Below are 16411 nucleotides of genomic sequence, written 5' to 3' on the forward strand. Positions count from 1 at the left end.
CCGGCGTCAGAGCGCGTCGATGGCCTTGCGGATCCGGACGTCGGAGACCGGGCCGTCGGTGCCGAGCTGCTGCGCCCACTGCGAGACCCGGTACTCCTCCAGCATCCAGCGCACTGCTCGCAGACCGGCCCCCGGCGGGCGACCCTCGGGCAGCGCCGCGAACCGCGCGAGCACGGCGTCCTGCAGCGGCTGCACCACGTCCATCCGCTGCCGGTCCCTGCCGAGCGCCGCCGGCCCACCCTCGGCGAGCGCCACCCGGCGCTCCCTCATCGCCTGCAACCACACCCGCAGGCGGCGCAGCCGCGCGACGCCGAGCTCACCGATGAAGCCGTCGTGCACCAGGCGGCCCAGCTGACCCTGCAGGTCGGTGAGCGCCGGCAGCAGCGGCAGGTCGGCGCGGCCGCTCAGCAGCCGCTCCACCTCGCGCCACACCTCGAGCACCCGCAGCAGCTCGGCCAGCACCGTCCGGACGTCGGCCGCAGCAGTGCTGCGCAGCCGGGCCAGCAGGTCGTCGTACTCCTGGACGGTGCGGACCGCTGGGCGCGCGTCGACCGCGTCGACGACGACGGCGCGCAGGCAGTCGGCCAGCAGGGTCTGGATCGAGCGGTAGGGCGTACCCGACAGGCCCAGCTTCTCGGCGTTCGAGAGCCCGTCGACGACGCCCGCGACCGGCTTGTCGCCCAGTGCGAGCAGCAGCAGCCGCGTGACGCCATCGCGATGACGGGCGTCGCGCTCGTCCTCCGAGCCGAACACCTGGAGGCCGACGGTGCTGCCCTCGTCGACCAGCCCCGGATGGGCCTCGACCTCGTGACCCGCCCGGGTCCACGTCGCCGAGGCGGGGATCTCGTCGAAGACCCACGTCGTCTCACCGGTCCGGGCGACCCCGGAGTCGCTGGCGACCGCCTGCATCGCGCGGGCGAATTGCGGCTGCAGCGGCTCCTTCAGCTCGGTCAGCGATTTGCCCCTGCCCTGGACCTTTCCGCGCTCGTCCACCACCCGGTACGACGGACGCAGGTGCGTCGGCAGCGACGACACCGCCCACACGTCGGCCGGCACGTGCACGCCGGTCGTCGATCGCAGGTAGCGGCCGAGGGCCGTCAGCAGTGGCTCCTCCCCGGCCGGCACGGAGGCGAGGAACGCCTTGGCAGTGTTGGGCGCGGGGACGAAGTTGACCCGCAGCTGCTTGGGCAGGCCACGGATCAGCTCGGTGACCAGCTCCTCACGCAACCCCGGGACGAGCCAGGAGAAGTCGTCGTCGTCGACCCGGTTGAGCGTGGCGACGGGGACGTCGATGGTGAGCCCGTCGTCCTTCGCGCCCGGCTCGAAGTGATAGCTGATCGGGAAGGTCAGCCCACCGGTGAGCGACCATTCCTCGGGGTAGTCGGCGTCGCTCACCTCGTCGGCCGCGTCGTGGGTGAGCATCGCCGGGTCGAAGGTCAGCAGGCGCGGCTGCTTGCGGCGCTCGTCGCGCCACCACCGGTCGAAGTGCGCACCGCTCACGACGGTGTCGGGCACGCGGGCGTCGTAGAAGTCGTAGAGGGTGTGCTCGTCGACGACCAGGTCGCGGCGCCGGGCCCGGTGCTCGAGCTCCTCGGCCTCCTCCATCAGGCGCTTGTTGTCGCGCAGGAAGTGGTGCCGGGTGTCCCACTCCCCATGGACGAGGGCATGCCGGATGAACAGCTCGCGCGACAGCTCGGGATCGATCCGGCCGTAGTTGACGGGACGGTCGGCGGCGAGTGGCACGCCATAGAGCGTGACCCGCTCACGGGCGACAACCGACTGACGCTTCCTGGACCAGTGCGGCTCCGCATAGGTCCGCTTGACCAGGTGCTCGCCGAGTCGCTCGGCCCACTCTGGCTTGATCTCGGCGTTCTGCCGGGCCCAGAGCCGACCGGTCTCGACGAGCTCGCCGGCCATCAGGAACTGCGGGTTCTTCCGGGCCAGGCCACTGCCGGGAAAGATCGCGAACTTCGTGCCGCGGGCGCCGAGGTACTCCCGCGGCCCCGGCCGGCGACTGTCCTGGCGAGCACCCTGCCTGGGCTTCTCCCGCTCCTCGAGCAGGCCGATGTGCGAGAGCAGGCCGGACAGCAGGGCCTGGTGGATGCCGTCGGCGTCCGGCCTGTCCGTAGGGGCCTCCAACCGGACGCCCATCTCCTTGGTGACCTGACGCAGCTGGGCGACGAACTCCTGCCACTCGCGCACCCGCAGGTAGTTGAGGAACTCCCGCTTGCACATCCGGCGGAACGCACTGCCGGACAGCTCCCGCTGCTGCTCGCGCAGGTGGTTCCAGAGGTTGAGCAGGGTGAGGAAGTCCGAGCCCTCGGCCTTGAAGCGGGCATGCAGCTGGTCGGCCTGCGCCTGCTCCTTGGGGTGGTCGGCGCCGGGACGCTCGCGCGGGTCCTGCAGCGACAGCGCCGCGACGATGACGAGGACGTCGCGCACGCAGCCGAGCCGCTCGGCCTCGAGCAGCATCCGCCCGAGGCGGGGGTCGATCGGGAGCCGGGCGAGGCGTCGTCCGACCTTGGTGAGCTCGCCCGGCCTCCCACTGGTCGAGCCCGTCGACACCGCACCGAGCTCCTCGAGGAGCTGGACACCGGCCTGCACGTTGCGCCGGTCGGGCGGCTCCACGAACGGGAAGCGCCCGATGTCACCGAGCCCGAGCGAGGTCATCTGCAAGATGACCGAGGCGAGGTTGGTGCGCAGGATCTCCGGGTCGGTGAACTCCGGCCGGGCCTCGAAGTCCTCCTCGGCGTACAGGCGGATGGCGATGCCCGCAGCGACGCGGCCGCAGCGCCCCGAACGCTGGTTGGCCGAGGCCTGGCTGATCGGCTCGATGGGCAGCCGCTGGACCTTGGTCCGCGCGGAGTAGCGGGAGATCCGCGCGACGCCGGTGTCGATGACGTAGCGGATGCCCGGCACCGTCAGCGAGGTCTCGGCGACGTTCGTGGCCAGGACGACGCGGCGGCGCGAGTCCTTCGCGGGGGCGAAGACCCGGTGCTGCTCGGCCGCGGAGAGGCGGGAGTAGAGGGGCAGTACGTCGACGGCGCGGGCTGGACCACGTTGATCGAGCCTGTCGAGATCCGCCAGGGCCTCGGCCGTGTCGCGGATCTCCCGCTCCCCGGGTAGGAAGACGAGGATGTCGCCGGGCCCTTCGGCGGAGAGCTCCTTCACCGCGTCCACGATCGCCTCGGTGGGGTCCCGGGTGACCAGCTCGGCCTCGGTGTCCTCGTCCGGCAGCTCCATCAGCGGGCGGTAGCGGATCTCGACCGGGTAGGTCCGGCCCGAGACCTCGACGACCGGGGCGTCGAAGTGCTTCGCGAACCGATCGACGTCGATCGTCGCGGAGGTGATGATGAGCTTGAGGTCCGGCCGTTTCGGCAGCAGCTGACGCAGGTAGCCGAGCAGGAAGTCGATGTTGAGGCTGCGCTCGTGCGCCTCGTCGATGATGATCGTGTCGTAGCGCCGCAGCATCCGGTCACGCTGCAGCTCCGCGAGCAGGATGCCGTCGGTCATCAGCTTGATGCGGCTCTGCTTCGACGTCTTGTCGGTGAACCGGACCTGGTAGCCGACCACGTCGCCCAGCTCGGTGCCGAGCTCCTCGGCGATCCGCTCGGCCACGGAGCGCGCCGCGATCCGGCGCGGCTGGGTGTGGCCGATCATCCGCGGTCGGCCGTCGGGGTTGTCCGGACCCGGCAGTCCGCGGCCGAGCTCGAGGCAGATCTTCGGCAGCTGGGTGGTCTTCCCCGAGCCTGTCTCGCCGGCGACGATGACGACCTGGTGGTCGCGGATCGCGGCGGCGATGTCGTCGCGGCGGGCGCTGACCGGGAGGTCGGGCGGGTAGGAGATCTTCACAACGCGGACATTCTCCCACCCGCGCGCCAGTGGTCAGGAGCGGTCGTCCCAGGCCACGGCCGACGGGCGCTGGTCCTCGCTGTCGAGCGTGAAGACGTGGACGTTGCCGTCCACCTCCACCGCGAGCTGGTGCACGGTGCCGGCCTCGGCCCACCGCGCCCGGTCGGCGCCGCGGACCCTGGCGTCCTCGCAGGCCCACCCCTGGGGACAGGTGTCGGCGCCGCTCGCACGCCAGCCGTCGGAGACGCTGACCGAGAGCCAGCCCACCGGCCCCTGGACCCGGCTCATCAGCACGTCGGCGATGTCCTGCAGCTGGCGCACCGTGATCGCCGGCAGCTGCTCCTCCCGGGTCCGGGGCCGCACGGCGAGGTCCTGGATCCGCGCGTCGAGGTCGGCAGGGACATCAGCGGGCAGGTCGGCGGGCAGGTCGGCAGGCGCCGCCGGAGCCCGGTCCTGACTGGTCACCGGCGGGGTGCCCGTGCCGTCGCCGACGACCGCGGTCCAGGCCGCTCCGCCGGCCACCGCCAGGGCGAGAGCACCGCCCGCGAGCGTCGTACGACGGCGGCGCAGCCGCGCCCGCCCCCTGGCCAGGTCGCCGGCCACTCCCCACGGAGGGGCAGGGAGCTCCTCGGCGAGCTGGTGGATCCGCTCGGTCAGCTGGGTCTCGGTCATCGGTTCTCTCCTGTCACATCGGCGGGGACGAGTGCCCCGCGCAGTCGGGTGAGAGCGGCGGCGGTCTGACTCTTGACCGTTCCCGTGCTGATCCCGAGGTCGGCTGCCGTCTCCTCGACCGACAGGCCCCAGTAGTGGCGCAGGACGACCACCCGGCGCTGACCGGGCGGCAGCTCGCGCAGGGCGTCCCACAGCGCGTCGGCGTCCTCGTGGCTCAGCCGGTCGGGCTGCGCGCGATCCTCGATCTCGGCGGCCACCTCGCGGCGCGAGCTGCGGGCGCCGTCGTCGAGGAAGGCGTTGAGCACGCTGCGGCGGGCGTACGCGTCGACGGACTCGGCGCGTCGTACCCGCGGCCAGGAGACATACAGCTTCGCCAGCGCCTGCTGGACGATGTCCTCCGCCCGGTGCGGGTCGCCACACATCAGGTACGCCGTGCGGTGGAGCCGCACCCGTCGCGACACCACGAACTCCGTGAACTCAGCATCTCGCCGTCGAGTGCCCACTGCCACCTCCGTCGTCTCTCACCCTGAAGGACCGGAGCCGGCGCGGATCGGTTGGCTCGCCGGGACGGCTTTCTCGACATGCCGGCGGTGGCGACACCTCGGGCCCCGCGGCGCCGGTTCTGCCCCAGGGGTCTCGCGCCGGCGTTGTGGCGTGGGTTACAGTGAAGGAAGATTGTCGGACAAAATGCGTTCTTGCCACAGATTTTCCTGTCGTGCCCGTGTCGACCTTGCGATCAGCCCGATGTGAGCGATGGGCAGACCACCCGCACGCGGGACCTGACCGCCTCGAGGAGGCCCTGCGATGACCACCACCGACGCACGCAAGCGCACCATCAACCAGGTCGGCGTGATCGGGCTCGGCAAGGTCGGCGAGCTCGTCGCCGGCCTGCTCACCGACGCCGGCTTCAAGGTCAGCGGCTACGACGCCGCGGCCCGTCCGGGTCTGCGGTTCGAGACCGCCGAGCTCGACGTCGCCGACGCCGACGCCTTGCGCGAGGCCCTGCGCGGGGTCGACGCGGTCGTCTCCTGCCTGCCCTACGACCGCAACATCGACGTGGCCGAGGCGGCCGCCGCCGTCGGCTGCCACTACTTCGACCTCACCGAGGACGTGCCGACCACGCAGCGGGTCATCGAGCTCGCCTCCTCGACGCCGGACGTGGCGTTCGTGCCGCAGTGCGGCCTGGCCCCCGGCCTCATCGGCATCGTCGGCGCCTCGCTGGCCCAGGGCTTCGACACGATCCGCTCCATCGAGCTGAAGGTCGGCGCGCTGCCGCAGAACCCGACCGGCCTGCTGGGCTATGCGTTCAACTGGTCGGCCGAAGGCGTCGTCAACGAGTACCTCAACGACTGCGAGGTGCTGCGCTCGGGCCGGCGCCAGATGGTGCCGGCCATGGAGGAGAAGGAGCGCGTCGTCATCGGCGGCATCGAGCTGGAGGCGGCGCTGACCTCCGGCGGCCTGGGCACGATGTGCCAGACCTACGAGGGCCGGGTGCAGCGCCTCGACTACAAGACACTGCGCTACCCCGGCCACTTCGACCAGATGCACTTCCTCTTCGACGAGCTGGGCCTGCGCGACTGTCGTGACGAGGTCGGCCGGATCCTGGTCAAGGCCAAGCCTCCCGTCAACGACGACATCGTCTACCTCCACGCCGCCGTCGAGGGCGTCAAGGACGGTCAGCCCTTCCGCGAGAACCACGTGCGGGGCTACCTCCCGATCACGCTCCCCGACGGCGAGGGCACCGACCGCAGATGGCGCGCCATCTCGTGGACCACCGCCTCCTCCGCGGTCGCCGTGGTCGAGCTGGTCGCCGACGGCCGCCTCCCGCAGGAGGGCTTCGTCCGCCAGGAGGACATCGCCCTCGAGGACCTCTGTGCGACCCACGCCGGTCGCCGTTTCGCCGACTACGGAAAGATCGCCTGATGACCGACCTGAGCACCCGCGCCCGCCAGATCCTCGCCGAGCTCGGCGCCGGCGACCCGTTCGCAGAGGACGGAGGGCTGGTCGCCACCTCCCCCGTCGACGGGTCGGAGCTGGGCCGCCTGGTCGCGCACACCCCCGCCGCGGTCGACGCCACCATCGGCGGCGCCCACGCCGCGTTCGAGGAGTGGCGATCGGTCCCCGCGCCGGTCCGTGGCCACCTGGTCCGCGAGCTCGGCGAGCTGCTGCGCGAGCACAAGGAGGTCCTCGGCGAGCTGGTCTCGATCGAGGCCGGCAAGATCCGCTCCGAGGGCCTCGGCGAGGTCCAGGAGATGATCGACATCTGCGAGTTCGCGGTCGGCCTCTCCCGCCAGCTGCACGGCCTGACCATCGCCTCCGAGCGCCCGGGGCACCGGATGATGGAGCAGTGGCACCCCCTGGGGGTCGTCGGCGTCATCTCCGCCTTCAACTTCCCCGTCGCCGTCTGGTCGTGGAACGCCGCCCTCGCCCTCGTCGCCGGTGACGCGGTGGTGTGGAAGCCGTCGGAGAAGACGCTGCTCACCGCCCTCGCCTGCCAGGCCCTCGCCGCGGAGGCATGTCGCCGCGTCGGCGCTCCGCAGGCGCTGTCCCAGGTCGTGCTGGGCGACCGGGAGGTCGGCGAGGTCCTCGTCGACGACCCGCGGGTGCCGCTGGTCTCGGCCACCGGCTCGACCCGGATGGGCAAGCAGGTCGCGCCGCGCGTGGCCGCCCGGCTGGGTCGCTGCCTGCTCGAGCTCGGCGGCAACAACGCCGCGGTGGTCGCTCCCTCGGCCGACCTCGACCTCGCCGTGCGCGGCATCGTCTTCTCCGCCGTCGGCACCGCCGGCCAGCGCTGCACCTCGTTGCGCCGGGTGATCGTCCACGAGTCGATCCACGACGAGCTCGTCGCGCGACTCTCGAAGGCCTACGGCACCCTGTCGATCGGCTCGCCGCTCGAGCCGTCGACGCTGGTGGGGCCGCTGGTCGACACCCCCGCCACCGAGGCCTTCCTCGGCGCGGTGGAGCAGGCGCAGGCCGACGGTGGCCGGCTCGTCACCGGCGGCACGCGAGCCGATCAGATGTCCGGGGCCGTGACCGGCGGGCAGTACGTCGTACCCGCCATCGTGGACATGCCGGCCCAGACCGACGTCGTGAAGCGGGAGACCTTCGCTCCCCTGCTCTACGTCCTGACGTACGCCGAGCTCGACGAGGCGATCGCGCTCCACAACGAGGTCGCCCAGGGCCTGTCGTCGGCGATCTTCACCCTCGACGTCCGCGAAGCCGAGACCTTCCTGTCCGCGGCCGGCTCCGACTGCGGCATCGCCAACGTCAACATCGGCACCTCCGGGGCCGAGATCGGCGGCGCGTTCGGCGGCGAGAAGGAGACCGGCGGCGGGCGCGAGTCCGGATCGGACGCGTGGAAGGCCTACATGCGGCGCACCACCAACACGATCAACTACTCCACCGAGCTGCCGCTGGCCCAGGGAGTCGAATTCCAGTGAGCGTGGTCGAGCCGACCGAGCTGCGCGCCCGCTTCGCCCGATCGCTCTCGGCGCTCTACGGCACGGAGGTGCCGGCGTACACGACGCTCGTGGAGGTCTGCGAGCAGATCAACGCCGAGGTGCTCGACCGCCTGGGCGCCGAGGCGGAGCGGCACGGCAGCATCGCCCGGGTCACCGCCGAGCGGCACGGCGCGATCCGGGTCGGGACGGCGGACGAGCTCGCCCAGGTCGCCCGCATCCTCGGCGCCTGCGGCATGCATCCCGTCGGCTTCTACGACCTGCGGGAGGCGAGTCCCCCCGTCCCGGTCGTGTCGACGGCCTTCCGGCCGACCGACAGTGACGAGCTGGCTGCCAACCCGTTCCGGGTGTTCACCTCGCTGCTGGTCGTCGACGACCGGCGTTTCTTCGACGCGGCCACACAGAGCCAGCTGGAGGAGTTCCTGGGTGCCCGCCGGCTCTTCCCCGACGAGCTGCTGGAGCTCGCCGACCGCGCGGAGACCTGCAACGGCCTGGAGATCGGCGACGCCGAGCGCTTCCTCGAGCTCGCCACGGCTTCGTTCGCCCTCTCGGCAGAGCCGGTCGACCACGCCTGGTACGACCATCTCGAGGCGATCTCGTCGGTCGCCGCCGACATCGGCGGCGTCACCTCGACCCACATCAACCACCTCACGCCGCGGGTGCTCGACATCGACGAGCTCTATCGCCGGATGGAGGCGCGCGGGATCACGATGATCGACCGGATCCAGGGCCCGCCGCTGACCACGAAGCCGGCCGTCCTGCTGCGCCAGACGTCGTTCCGCGCCCTCGCCGAGCCCCGCACCTTCCGCGAGCCCGACGGCTCCCTGGCGCCCGGCGAGCTGCGGGTGCGCTTCGGAGAGGTCGAGGCGCGGGGGGTCGCGCTGACGCCCGCCGGGCGGGCCCTCTACGACGACCGCGGCATCGACGCCTTCCCCGACACCGCGCAGGAGCTGCACGCCGCCGGCCTGGCCTACTACCGCCGTGATCCCGATGCGCCGGGCGGCCTCAGCCCGATCGTCTACGAGGACTTCCTCCCGAAGTCGGCAGCCGGCATCTTCGCCTCCAACCTCACCTCCGACGGCTCCGTGGACGCCGCCCAGCGCGCCTCCGCCCGCGACGCCGCCTGGCTCCAGGATGCGCTCGGCCGGCCCCTGCACGACCCGTACGAGCTCTACGCCGCCCAGGTCTGACGAAGGGCATCTCGACGTCAGGCCCGGATCCGCAGGTAAGCGGCGTGGCGAGCGACACCAAACGGGTGTGATGGGTGTGCCGGCCCCGCGACGGCATCCTGGTTGGCTGTTGAGCGGGTCCGGTGCGCCCAGCGCGCCCGTTTCGTGGCGCTCGGTCGTCGCTTACCTGCGGATCCGGGTCAGAGAGCCTCGACGTTCTTGACCAGCGTCTCGCTGGTGTGGCGGATGGCGATCCCGATGACCGGCTTGACCGCCTTCTCGATGGCGCGGCCGGCGGGGCCGCCGGGGAGGACGTACTCGATCCACGCGTCGACGCGGGTGCGGCCCTCACCGAGGTCGGTGAAGGTCCAGCGCTGGGTGTTCTGGATGCCCTTGACCGACGTGATCTCGATCAGCCGGTCCTGCTCCCAGGCCGTGCACTTGATGCGCGACTTGAGCGGGACGCCGACCTTCATCACGCCGTCGTACTCGGCGCCGACTCCGCGCAGCTGCTCGCCGACAGGGTCGATCTTGCTGAGGCCGTACATCCAGTCCTTGGTCTTGGTGAAGTCGTCGACATAGGCGAAAACCACCTCGATCGGCTTGTTGATCTCGACGAACTGCTCCACCACGTTGGCCATGGGCCGGGATTCTGTCACAAGCCGTTGACAGATCGTGGGCCTGCTCTCAGCTTGGATTCAGCGCGGCGGCGGCAGCGCGTCGGTCGCCTCCAGCTGCCCCATCCCGGTGACCATGAGCAGGTCGCTGACGATCGCCCGGAGCTGGGCCAGGATTGCCGCGGCGGTCAGGACGTCGCTGTGCTCGACCTGCCCGGTCGCGGCGCCCACGGCGAGCAGCACGTCCCGGGCCTCGGTCGCCATCCGGTCGGCGGCGAGCTCCTCCGCCATCGCGTCCGCAGCCGCGGCCAGGTCGGCCGTCAACAAGGCGTACGACGGCGGGATCTCGCGCCGCCGATAGGCCGCCACCGACGTCTGGCGCACCAGCACGCGCGTGCTCCGCAGCGCGCGGTCGAGCGGGTCGACGAGCTCGATCATCCGGCGCAGCGGCTCGCGATGACGGACCCGGAAGGGCGAGGAGCTCACCACCGACATGCCCTCGTCCGCCGCCGACTGGAGCTCGCGGATCAAGCGGTCGGTGGACCTGGCGTCGGCGAGCAGCTCGAGCGCGGGCGTGACCTCGCCGTCGACCATCAGGTCGGAGGCCGCGCGCAGCAACTCGGCCATCTTGCGGGCGACCGCGGCTGCCTGCTCCCGTGGGCGGCGCAGGGGTGCGGCCGGCACGACCATCGCCGCCACCAGCGCCACCGCTCCGCCAATCAGCGCGTCCGTCCATCGCAGGAACGCGCCCTGGGCACCGGGGACGAGCGCCGCGACCACGATCGACTGCACCGCCGCCTGGGTGACGAAGATGGTGCCGGCGTCGAGCAGCAGCGCGGTCGACATCGCCAGCAGCACGATGAGCGACAGCTGCCACGGGCCGGAGCCGATCCCGGCGAGCAGCAGGTCGGCGACCAGGACGCCGATCGCGACGCCGAGGGTCACCTCGACCACCCGCCGCAGGCGCTGGCCGTACGACGTACCGAGGGACACCACGGCCGCGATCGGCGCGAAGAAGGGCGACTCGTGACCGATCAGGTCGGCGGCGATCCACCAGGCGATGCCCGCGGCGACGGCGCACTGGCAGACCACCCAGGCCTTGCCGCGCCAACGCTCGATGCGGCCGCGCAGCGACAGGCGGCTGCGCGACCACATCCGATCGAGCGAGGGTGCCTCCACAGAGGGGAGGCTAGTGCGTGACCCGGAGAGTGGCTCAGACGACCTTGGTCGGGAGCACCCGCTTCGAGACCACCGCGATGATGTCCTCGTAGCGCGAACCGGTGAACTTCTGGAAGTTGTGCAGCGCGTGGGCGTCGAGGCCGACCAGGACGCGCGCCTGGTTCTTAGTGATGCCCTTCACGATGATCTCGGCGGCCCGCTCGGGGGTCATCTTGGCGAGCTTCTCGTCGAACAGCTTGGCCGTCGCGGCCTTGTCCTCCTTGTCGGAGACCCGGGCGCTGCGGGCGATGGCGGTCTTGATGCCACCGGGGTGCACGGAGGTCACGCCGACCTTGTGACCGGCGATCAGCATCTCCTCGCGCACCGCCTCGGTGAAGCCGCGCACGGCGAACTTCGTCGCGTTGTAGGCGCTCTGGCCCGGCATCGCGAGCAGGCCGAAGAGGGAGGACAGGTTGACGACGTGGCCGTCGCCGGAGGCGATCAGGTGCGGCAGGAACTCCTTGGTGCCATAGACGACACCCCAGAAGTTGATGCCGACGATCCACTCCATGTCCTCGTAGGTCAGGTCGACCGCGTCGCCGGCCAGCGCCACTCCGGCGTTGTTGATGACGACGTTGACCTGGCCGAAGTGCTCGGCCACCTCGGTGGCGTACGACGAGAAGGCGGCCTTGTCCGCGACGTCGAGCCGCGCCGTGTGCACGTCCGGCGACCCGGCCTTCACCGCGAGCTCGACGGTCTCGCTGAGGCCCGCCTCGTTGACGTCGGAGAGCGCCAGGCGGGCGCCCTTGCCGGCGAGGTTGACCGCCAGCGCACGGCCGATGCCGGAGCCGGCACCGGTGATGACGACGACCTTGTCCTTGAGGTTCTTCATGCGGATTCCTTGATCTTCGTGGGAGCCGGGCTGGTGCGGAGGGCCTCGACGGCGTACTTCTCGACGTCGAACTGTGACAGGTGGCCGCGGAAGGTGAAGGTCTGCCCCGGCCAGAGCGTGGTGTTGTTGCCGAACTTGTCGAGGTACCAGCTCGCGCAGCCGCCGGTCTGCCACACGGTGGGCTTCATCTTGCGGCGGATGTCGGCGACCCAGTCGTCCTGGGCGGCGCGGGTCGGCTCGACTGCGCCGAGCCCCCGCCTGCGGAGGGTGCGGACGGCATCGACGACGTACTTCACCTGGGACTCGATGATGAAGATGATGCTCGAGTGGCCCAGCGCGGTGTTGGGGCCGACGAGGAAGAACAGGTTGGGGAAGCCGTTGACCGTCGTCCCCTTGTAGGCCGCCATGCCCTCGGTGTCCCAGACGTCGGCGAGCGTGCGGCCCTCCCGGCCGGTCACGTGGGCCGCGATCGGCGGGTCGGTGACGTAGAAGCCGGTGGCGATCACCAGCACGTCGATCGGGCGCTCGACGCCGTCGCTGGTGACGATGCCGCTCTCGGTGATCGAGGCGATCGGGTCGGTGACCAGGTCGACGTTGTCGGCGTCGAGGGCGGGATACCACTTGTTGGAGATGAGGATCCGCTTGCAGCCGGCGCGGTAGTCGGGCGTGACCTTCGCGCGCAGCTCCGGGTCCTCGATCCCCTTGGCGATGTTCTTCTTGCCCTGCATCTCGACGGCGCGCATCAGCTGCGGGAAGCGCGCGAACGCCGGCACGCGGGCCTCGAGGGTGCCGTAGACGGCGCTGCGGACCAGCCGCTGGGCGCCGGGGACGTGGCGGAACACGGCCTTCTCGAGGGCGGTGAACGCGCGCTCGTTGCGCGGGATGATCCAGTTGGGGGTGCGCTGGTAGACGTCGAGGTGGCCGACCACCTTCTGCAGCTCGGGGACGATCTGGACGGCCGAGGCGCCGGTGCCGATGACAGCCACCCGCTTGCCCTTCAGGTCCACGTCGTGGTTCCAGCGGGCCGAGTGGAAGACCTCGCCGGCGAACGACTCGATGCCGGCGATCTCGGGCAGCTTCGGCTCGGACAGGCCGCCGGCGGCGGAGGTGACCGTGCGGGCGGCGTACTCCCGGAGGCCCTGGGGGCCCTCGACCGTGACGTTCCAGCGCTGCGCGCCGGCGTCCCAGACGGCGTCGCGGACGGCGGTGTCGAAGACGAAGCGGTCGAGCGTGCCCGACTCCTCGGCGACGCGGCGGGTGTATTCCCAGATCTCCTGCTGCGGCGAGTAGACCTTGGTCCAGTCGGGGTTGAGCGCGAACGAGTAGGAGTAGAGCTGGCTCGGGACGTCGCACTCGGCACCCGGGTAGGTGTTGATGTGCCACGTGCCGCCGACGTCGCTGTCCTTCTCGATGACGACGAAGTCCGTCTCGCCTGCCTCGTCGAGCTTGATGGCGGTGGCGAGCCCACCGAAGCCGGCGCCGATGACGAGGTGGTCGACGAGCGTCGGGGTCTGCGTTGCGGTCATGGGAAGGACGCTATTGCCACTATTGAATATCTGTCAATAGGATGGGCGGCGTGACGACCACCACCTCCTCACGCACCCGGCTCAGCCCGGACGAGCGCCGCACCCAGCTGCTCGACCTCGGCGTCCGGCTGCTCGCGACCACCTCACTCGAGGAGCTGTCGATCGACGTGCTCGCCGAGGAGGCCGGCATCTCGCGCGGGCTGCTCTATCACTACTTCGGCACCAAGCTGGGCTTCTTCGAGGCCGTGGTGCAGCACGCCGCCGACGACCTCTACCGCCAGACCGCTCCCCCGGCCGAGGGCGAGCCGCTCGAGCGACTGATGGGCTCCATCACCGGCTACGTCGACTACGTCGTGGCCAACCAGCCCGGCTACCGCTCCCTGGTCCGCGCGGCCTCGGGCGGCAACGACACCCTGCGCCGCATCTACGACGACACCTTCCGCGCCCTCGCCGACCGCTTCTTCGCCGTCGACACCGGCACGATCGACCTCCCCGACACCCCTGCCGTCCGCCTCGTCCTCCATGCCTGGCAGGCCATGACCGAGGCACTGGTCCTGCGCTGGTGCGACGACCCCGCCGGCCTCACCCGCGACGACCTCCTCCGCGTCATCGTCGACTCCCTCCTCCCCCTCCTCGCCGCCCTCCCCTGACCCACGAGGTGGGAGGACTCGCGGCGCGAAGAGGGAGGAAAGGCGGCGCGAGGTGGGAGGACTGGCGACGCGGGGTGGCACGACTGGTCATCTCCGGCGCCGGGGCCCACGCGGCACGTAGAGGTCAGGGCCGCGTGCAAAGATGCGCTTGCTGTGAGCGGCGGGCTTGCGCAGGTCGATCTCCTGGTCGAGCTGGCTCAGCCAGGTCGTGCGCGCCGACGCCGACAGATCGGCCTTGCGTACGACGATGACGACCCACCCGATCGCAGCCAGGGCCTCCCGCCGAAGTCGGTCGCGCTCACGGTCGTCCTCCGATGTGTGGAACTCCTCGCCGTCGTACTCCACGGCGATGCGCAGGTGCTCATAGGCGTTCTCCATACGCACCCACCCCCATCCCGGGACCTGCACCCACACCTGGTCCGCGGGGATCGGCAGGCCGACGTCGTGGATCATCAGCCGCACCCACGACTCGGGTTGGGAGTCGACTCCGTCCTTGGACAGCGCCACCATCTGCCGCAGCTGGATCACGCCGCGCCGACCGCGAAAGCGCGCGACGTACGCCGCCAGCTCGGCCTGGCTGATCGCGAACTCGCGGCGGAAGGCATCGAGAGCGGCCAGCGCCCGGTAGCGCTCCCTGAGGCACGCGATGTCACACGCCGTGCGGATGGGGGTTGTCACACAGATGCCGCGGACCTGGGTGATCTCGTCCGGCGCCAGGCACCGCTTGCCACCGAACACGTCCTGGCGATGCGAGCCGTCCTTGCCGCCGAACGACACCACGTCCAGACGCGGAGGGAGATCGAGCTCGGCGAAGTCGAGCAAGTCGATGCCCCACAGCCACGCGGCACTGCGGTCGCACACGACCGCATGGGGCGGCATCACGAGCGAGGCTGCACGAGCACGCAGACCGAGGTCGTCGGGCACCGCCGCCGCCACATAGACGTCGCGCAGCACCGGCCTCACCTGCCCGGTGTCGACGAGCGACCGCGCCGCACTGCGTCTCACGCCGCCGTCGACAGCACCGGCGATCGTGAACAGTCGCCCATCGAGAAGGTCCGAGATCTCCATGCGCTCGAGGATCGTGCTGCCGCCGTACTGCGCACAGCGGGTCGTCCCCGGCCTGTGGACGACACCGCTCATCCACAGGCTGAGGTCGGCTTCAAGGTCAGCTCGACCTCTTCGACGACCGCGATCTCCCACCTCGCGCCGCCTGAACTCCCACCTCGCGCCGCCTGAACTCCCACCTCGCGGGGCGAGAGCTCCCACTTCGTGGGCCTAGGCTGAGCACCGTGCGCATCGACTTCCACGGATCGGAGAAGCCGACTCTCGGGGTGGAGTGGGAGTTCGCGCTGGTGGACCGGCGGACGCGGGACCTGCGCAACGAGGCCGCGCACCTGTTCGCGCGGGCCAAGCCGCGGATGCCGGAGCCGGAGAAGCTGCACAAGGAGCTCCTCAAGAACACCGTCGAGGTCGTCACGGGCGTCTGCGACACGGTCGGCGAGGCGATGGCGGACCTGCGCCGCACACTCCAGCCGGTGGTCGCGGCGGCCGACGAGCTCGACCTCGACCTCTACGGCGCCGGCACGCACCCCTTCGCGTCGTGGACCGCGCAGCAGCTGACCGAGGGCAACCGCTACGAGGAGCTGATCAACCGCACCCAGTGGTGGGGACGCCAGATGCTCATCTGGGGTGTCCACGTCCACGTCGGCCTGCCGGAGCAGAGCCGGGTGATGCCGGTGCTGTCGGCGCTGCTGACCTACTACCCGCACCTGCAGGCGCTCTCGGCGTCCTCGCCGATCTGGGCCGGCGTCGACACCGGCTATGCCTCCAACCGGGCGCTGATGTTCCAGCAGCTGCCGACGGCCGGGCTGCCCTTCCAGTTCCAGCAGTGGTCGGAGTTCGAGTCCTTCGCGCACGACCAGATCACCACCGGCGTGATCGACGACCTCAGCGAGATCCGCTGGGACCTGCGGCCCGCCGTCAAGCACGGAACGCTCGAGAACCGCGTCTGCGACGGCGTCTCCACGCTGAGCGACATGTCCGCACTGGTGGCGCTCATGCACTGCCTGGTCATCTGGCTCGACGACCGGGCCGCCGCCGGCGAGACCCTGCCGACGATGCCGCCGTGGCACGTCCAGGAGAACAAGTGGCGCGCCGCCCGCTACGGCGTCGACGCCATCGTCATCCTCGACGCCGCCTCCCACGAACGCCTCGTCACCGACGACCTCACCGACCTGGTGGCTCAGCTGCTGCCGACGGCCGAGCGGCTCGGCTGCGCCGAGGAGCTCACGTCCGTGCTCGACATCCCGGTCCGCGGGCCGTCGTACGTCCGCCAGCGGAGGGTGGCCGCAGCGACCGGCAACGACCTCGTCGCCGTCGTCGACTCGGTCGTCACCGAGCTCCGCGAGCAGCTGTGA

13 protein-coding genes are annotated in these 16411 nt (G+C 71.0%); 5 read left to right on the forward strand and 8 right to left on the reverse strand.

The features are described from left to right. Positions 1 to 6 precede the first annotated feature (6 nt). The 3 genes from hrpA to E9934_RS08095 are packed head-to-tail and all read right to left on the reverse strand — an operon-like array spanning position 7 to position 5033. A complete protein-coding gene (gene hrpA, locus E9934_RS08085; RefSeq protein ID WP_136562378.1) occupies positions 7 to 3852 on the reverse strand; it encodes an ATP-dependent RNA helicase HrpA in 3846 nt (1281 codons plus the stop codon). Positions 3853 to 3885: 33 nt separating this feature from the next. Continuing rightward, entirely contained in the window at positions 3886 to 4524 is a 639-nt protein-coding gene (locus tag E9934_RS08090; RefSeq protein ID WP_136562379.1) for a hypothetical protein, read from the reverse strand. After that, positions 4521 to 5033: a SigE family RNA polymerase sigma factor gene (locus tag E9934_RS08095; protein WP_238694840.1), complete on the reverse strand. Its 513-nt coding sequence runs from the start codon at positions 5031 to 5033 to the stop codon at positions 4521 to 4523. The genes E9934_RS08090 and E9934_RS08095 overlap by 4 nt, the downstream gene beginning before the upstream one ends. Positions 5034 to 5328: 295 nt before the next feature. On the opposite strand from E9934_RS08095, the gene E9934_RS08100 reads away from it, so the two are divergent. Genes E9934_RS08100 through hglS form a run of 3 tightly spaced genes read left to right on the forward strand, consistent with a single transcriptional unit; the run spans position 5329 to position 9172 of the window. Further along, the gene (locus tag E9934_RS08100; protein ID WP_136562380.1) at positions 5329 to 6447 is read left to right on the forward strand and encodes a saccharopine dehydrogenase C-terminal domain-containing protein; all 1119 of its coding nucleotides are present in this window, start codon (positions 5329 to 5331) and stop codon (positions 6445 to 6447) included. Beyond that, positions 6447 to 7964: an L-piperidine-6-carboxylate dehydrogenase gene (amaB, locus tag E9934_RS08105; RefSeq protein WP_136562381.1), complete on the forward strand. Its 1518-nt coding sequence runs from the start codon at positions 6447 to 6449 to the stop codon at positions 7962 to 7964. Before E9934_RS08100 ends, amaB begins: the two co-directional genes overlap by 1 nt. Then, positions 7961 to 9172, forward strand: coding sequence for a 2-oxoadipate dioxygenase/decarboxylase (gene hglS, locus E9934_RS08110; protein WP_202977239.1), 1212 nt, complete (start codon positions 7961 to 7963; stop codon positions 9170 to 9172). Before amaB ends, hglS begins: the two co-directional genes overlap by 4 nt. 179 nt (positions 9173 to 9351) lie before the next feature. On the opposite strand, the gene E9934_RS08115 is transcribed toward hglS, so the two are convergent. Genes E9934_RS08115 through E9934_RS08130 form a run of 4 tightly spaced genes read right to left on the reverse strand, consistent with a single transcriptional unit; the run spans position 9352 to position 13344 of the window. Next, the gene (locus E9934_RS08115) at positions 9352 to 9792 is read right to left on the reverse strand and encodes an SRPBCC family protein (protein ID WP_136562382.1); all 441 of its coding nucleotides are present in this window, start codon (positions 9790 to 9792) and stop codon (positions 9352 to 9354) included. 57 nt (positions 9793 to 9849) lie between these two features. Continuing rightward, the gene (locus E9934_RS08120) at positions 9850 to 10947 is read right to left on the reverse strand and encodes an FUSC family protein (protein ID WP_136562383.1); all 1098 of its coding nucleotides are present in this window, start codon (positions 10945 to 10947) and stop codon (positions 9850 to 9852) included. Positions 10948 to 10981: 34 nt separating this feature from the next. Beyond that, a complete protein-coding gene (locus E9934_RS08125; protein WP_136562384.1) occupies positions 10982 to 11818 on the reverse strand; it encodes an SDR family NAD(P)-dependent oxidoreductase in 837 nt (278 codons plus the stop codon). After that, positions 11815 to 13344, reverse strand: coding sequence for a flavin-containing monooxygenase (locus E9934_RS08130; RefSeq protein WP_136562385.1), 1530 nt, complete (start codon positions 13342 to 13344; stop codon positions 11815 to 11817). Before E9934_RS08130 ends, E9934_RS08125 begins: the two co-directional genes overlap by 4 nt. Before the next feature lie 41 nt (positions 13345 to 13385). Here E9934_RS08130 and E9934_RS08135 point away from each other — a divergent pair, with 41 nt between their 5' ends. Further along, positions 13386 to 13994 (forward strand): TetR/AcrR family transcriptional regulator, encoded by a 609-nt coding sequence (locus tag E9934_RS08135; protein WP_136562386.1) that lies wholly within the window; start codon positions 13386 to 13388, stop codon positions 13992 to 13994. A gap of 87 nt (positions 13995 to 14081) precedes the next feature. Here E9934_RS08135 and E9934_RS08140 read toward each other — a convergent pair whose 3' ends face one another. Continuing rightward, on the reverse strand, positions 14082 to 15134 hold the full coding sequence (locus tag E9934_RS08140) for a hypothetical protein (protein WP_136562387.1): 1053 nt from the start codon (positions 15132 to 15134) through the stop codon (positions 14082 to 14084). A 149-nt stretch (positions 15135 to 15283) separates the two neighbouring features. Between E9934_RS08140 and E9934_RS08145 the strand changes: the two genes are divergently transcribed. Then, positions 15284 to 16411 carry a glutamate--cysteine ligase gene (locus E9934_RS08145; protein ID WP_136562388.1) on the forward strand — a complete coding sequence of 376 codons (1128 nt, stop codon included), beginning with the start codon at positions 15284 to 15286 and terminating at the stop codon, positions 16409 to 16411.

Source organism: Nocardioides caeni (assembly GCF_004912195.1).
Lineage (GTDB): Bacteria > Actinomycetota > Actinomycetes > Propionibacteriales > Nocardioidaceae > Nocardioides > Nocardioides caeni.

What these genes read in the sequence shown, in the direction of transcription:
- E9934_RS08090 (WP_136562379.1), bottom strand. Translation starts at nt 4,524, where the DNA reads ATGACCGAGACCCAGCTGACCGAGCGGATCCACCAGCTCGCCGAGGAG.
- E9934_RS08100 (WP_136562380.1), top strand. Translation starts at nt 5,329, where the DNA reads ATGACCACCACCGACGCACGCAAGCGCACCATCAACCAGGTCGGCGTG.
- amaB (WP_136562381.1), top strand. Translation starts at nt 6,447, where the DNA reads ATGACCGACCTGAGCACCCGCGCCCGCCAGATCCTCGCCGAGCTCGGC.
- E9934_RS08115 (WP_136562382.1), bottom strand. Translation starts at nt 9,792, where the DNA reads ATGGCCAACGTGGTGGAGCAGTTCGTCGAGATCAACAAGCCGATCGAG.
- E9934_RS08125 (WP_136562384.1), bottom strand. Translation starts at nt 11,818, where the DNA reads ATGAAGAACCTCAAGGACAAGGTCGTCGTCATCACCGGTGCCGGCTCC.
- E9934_RS08130 (WP_136562385.1), bottom strand. Translation starts at nt 13,344, where the DNA reads ATGACCGCAACGCAGACCCCGACGCTCGTCGACCACCTCGTCATCGGC.
- E9934_RS08135 (WP_136562386.1), top strand. Translation starts at nt 13,386, where the DNA reads ATGGGCGGCGTGACGACCACCACCTCCTCACGCACCCGGCTCAGCCCG.
- E9934_RS08140 (WP_136562387.1), bottom strand. Translation starts at nt 15,134, where the DNA reads ATGAGCGGTGTCGTCCACAGGCCGGGGACGACCCGCTGTGCGCAGTAC.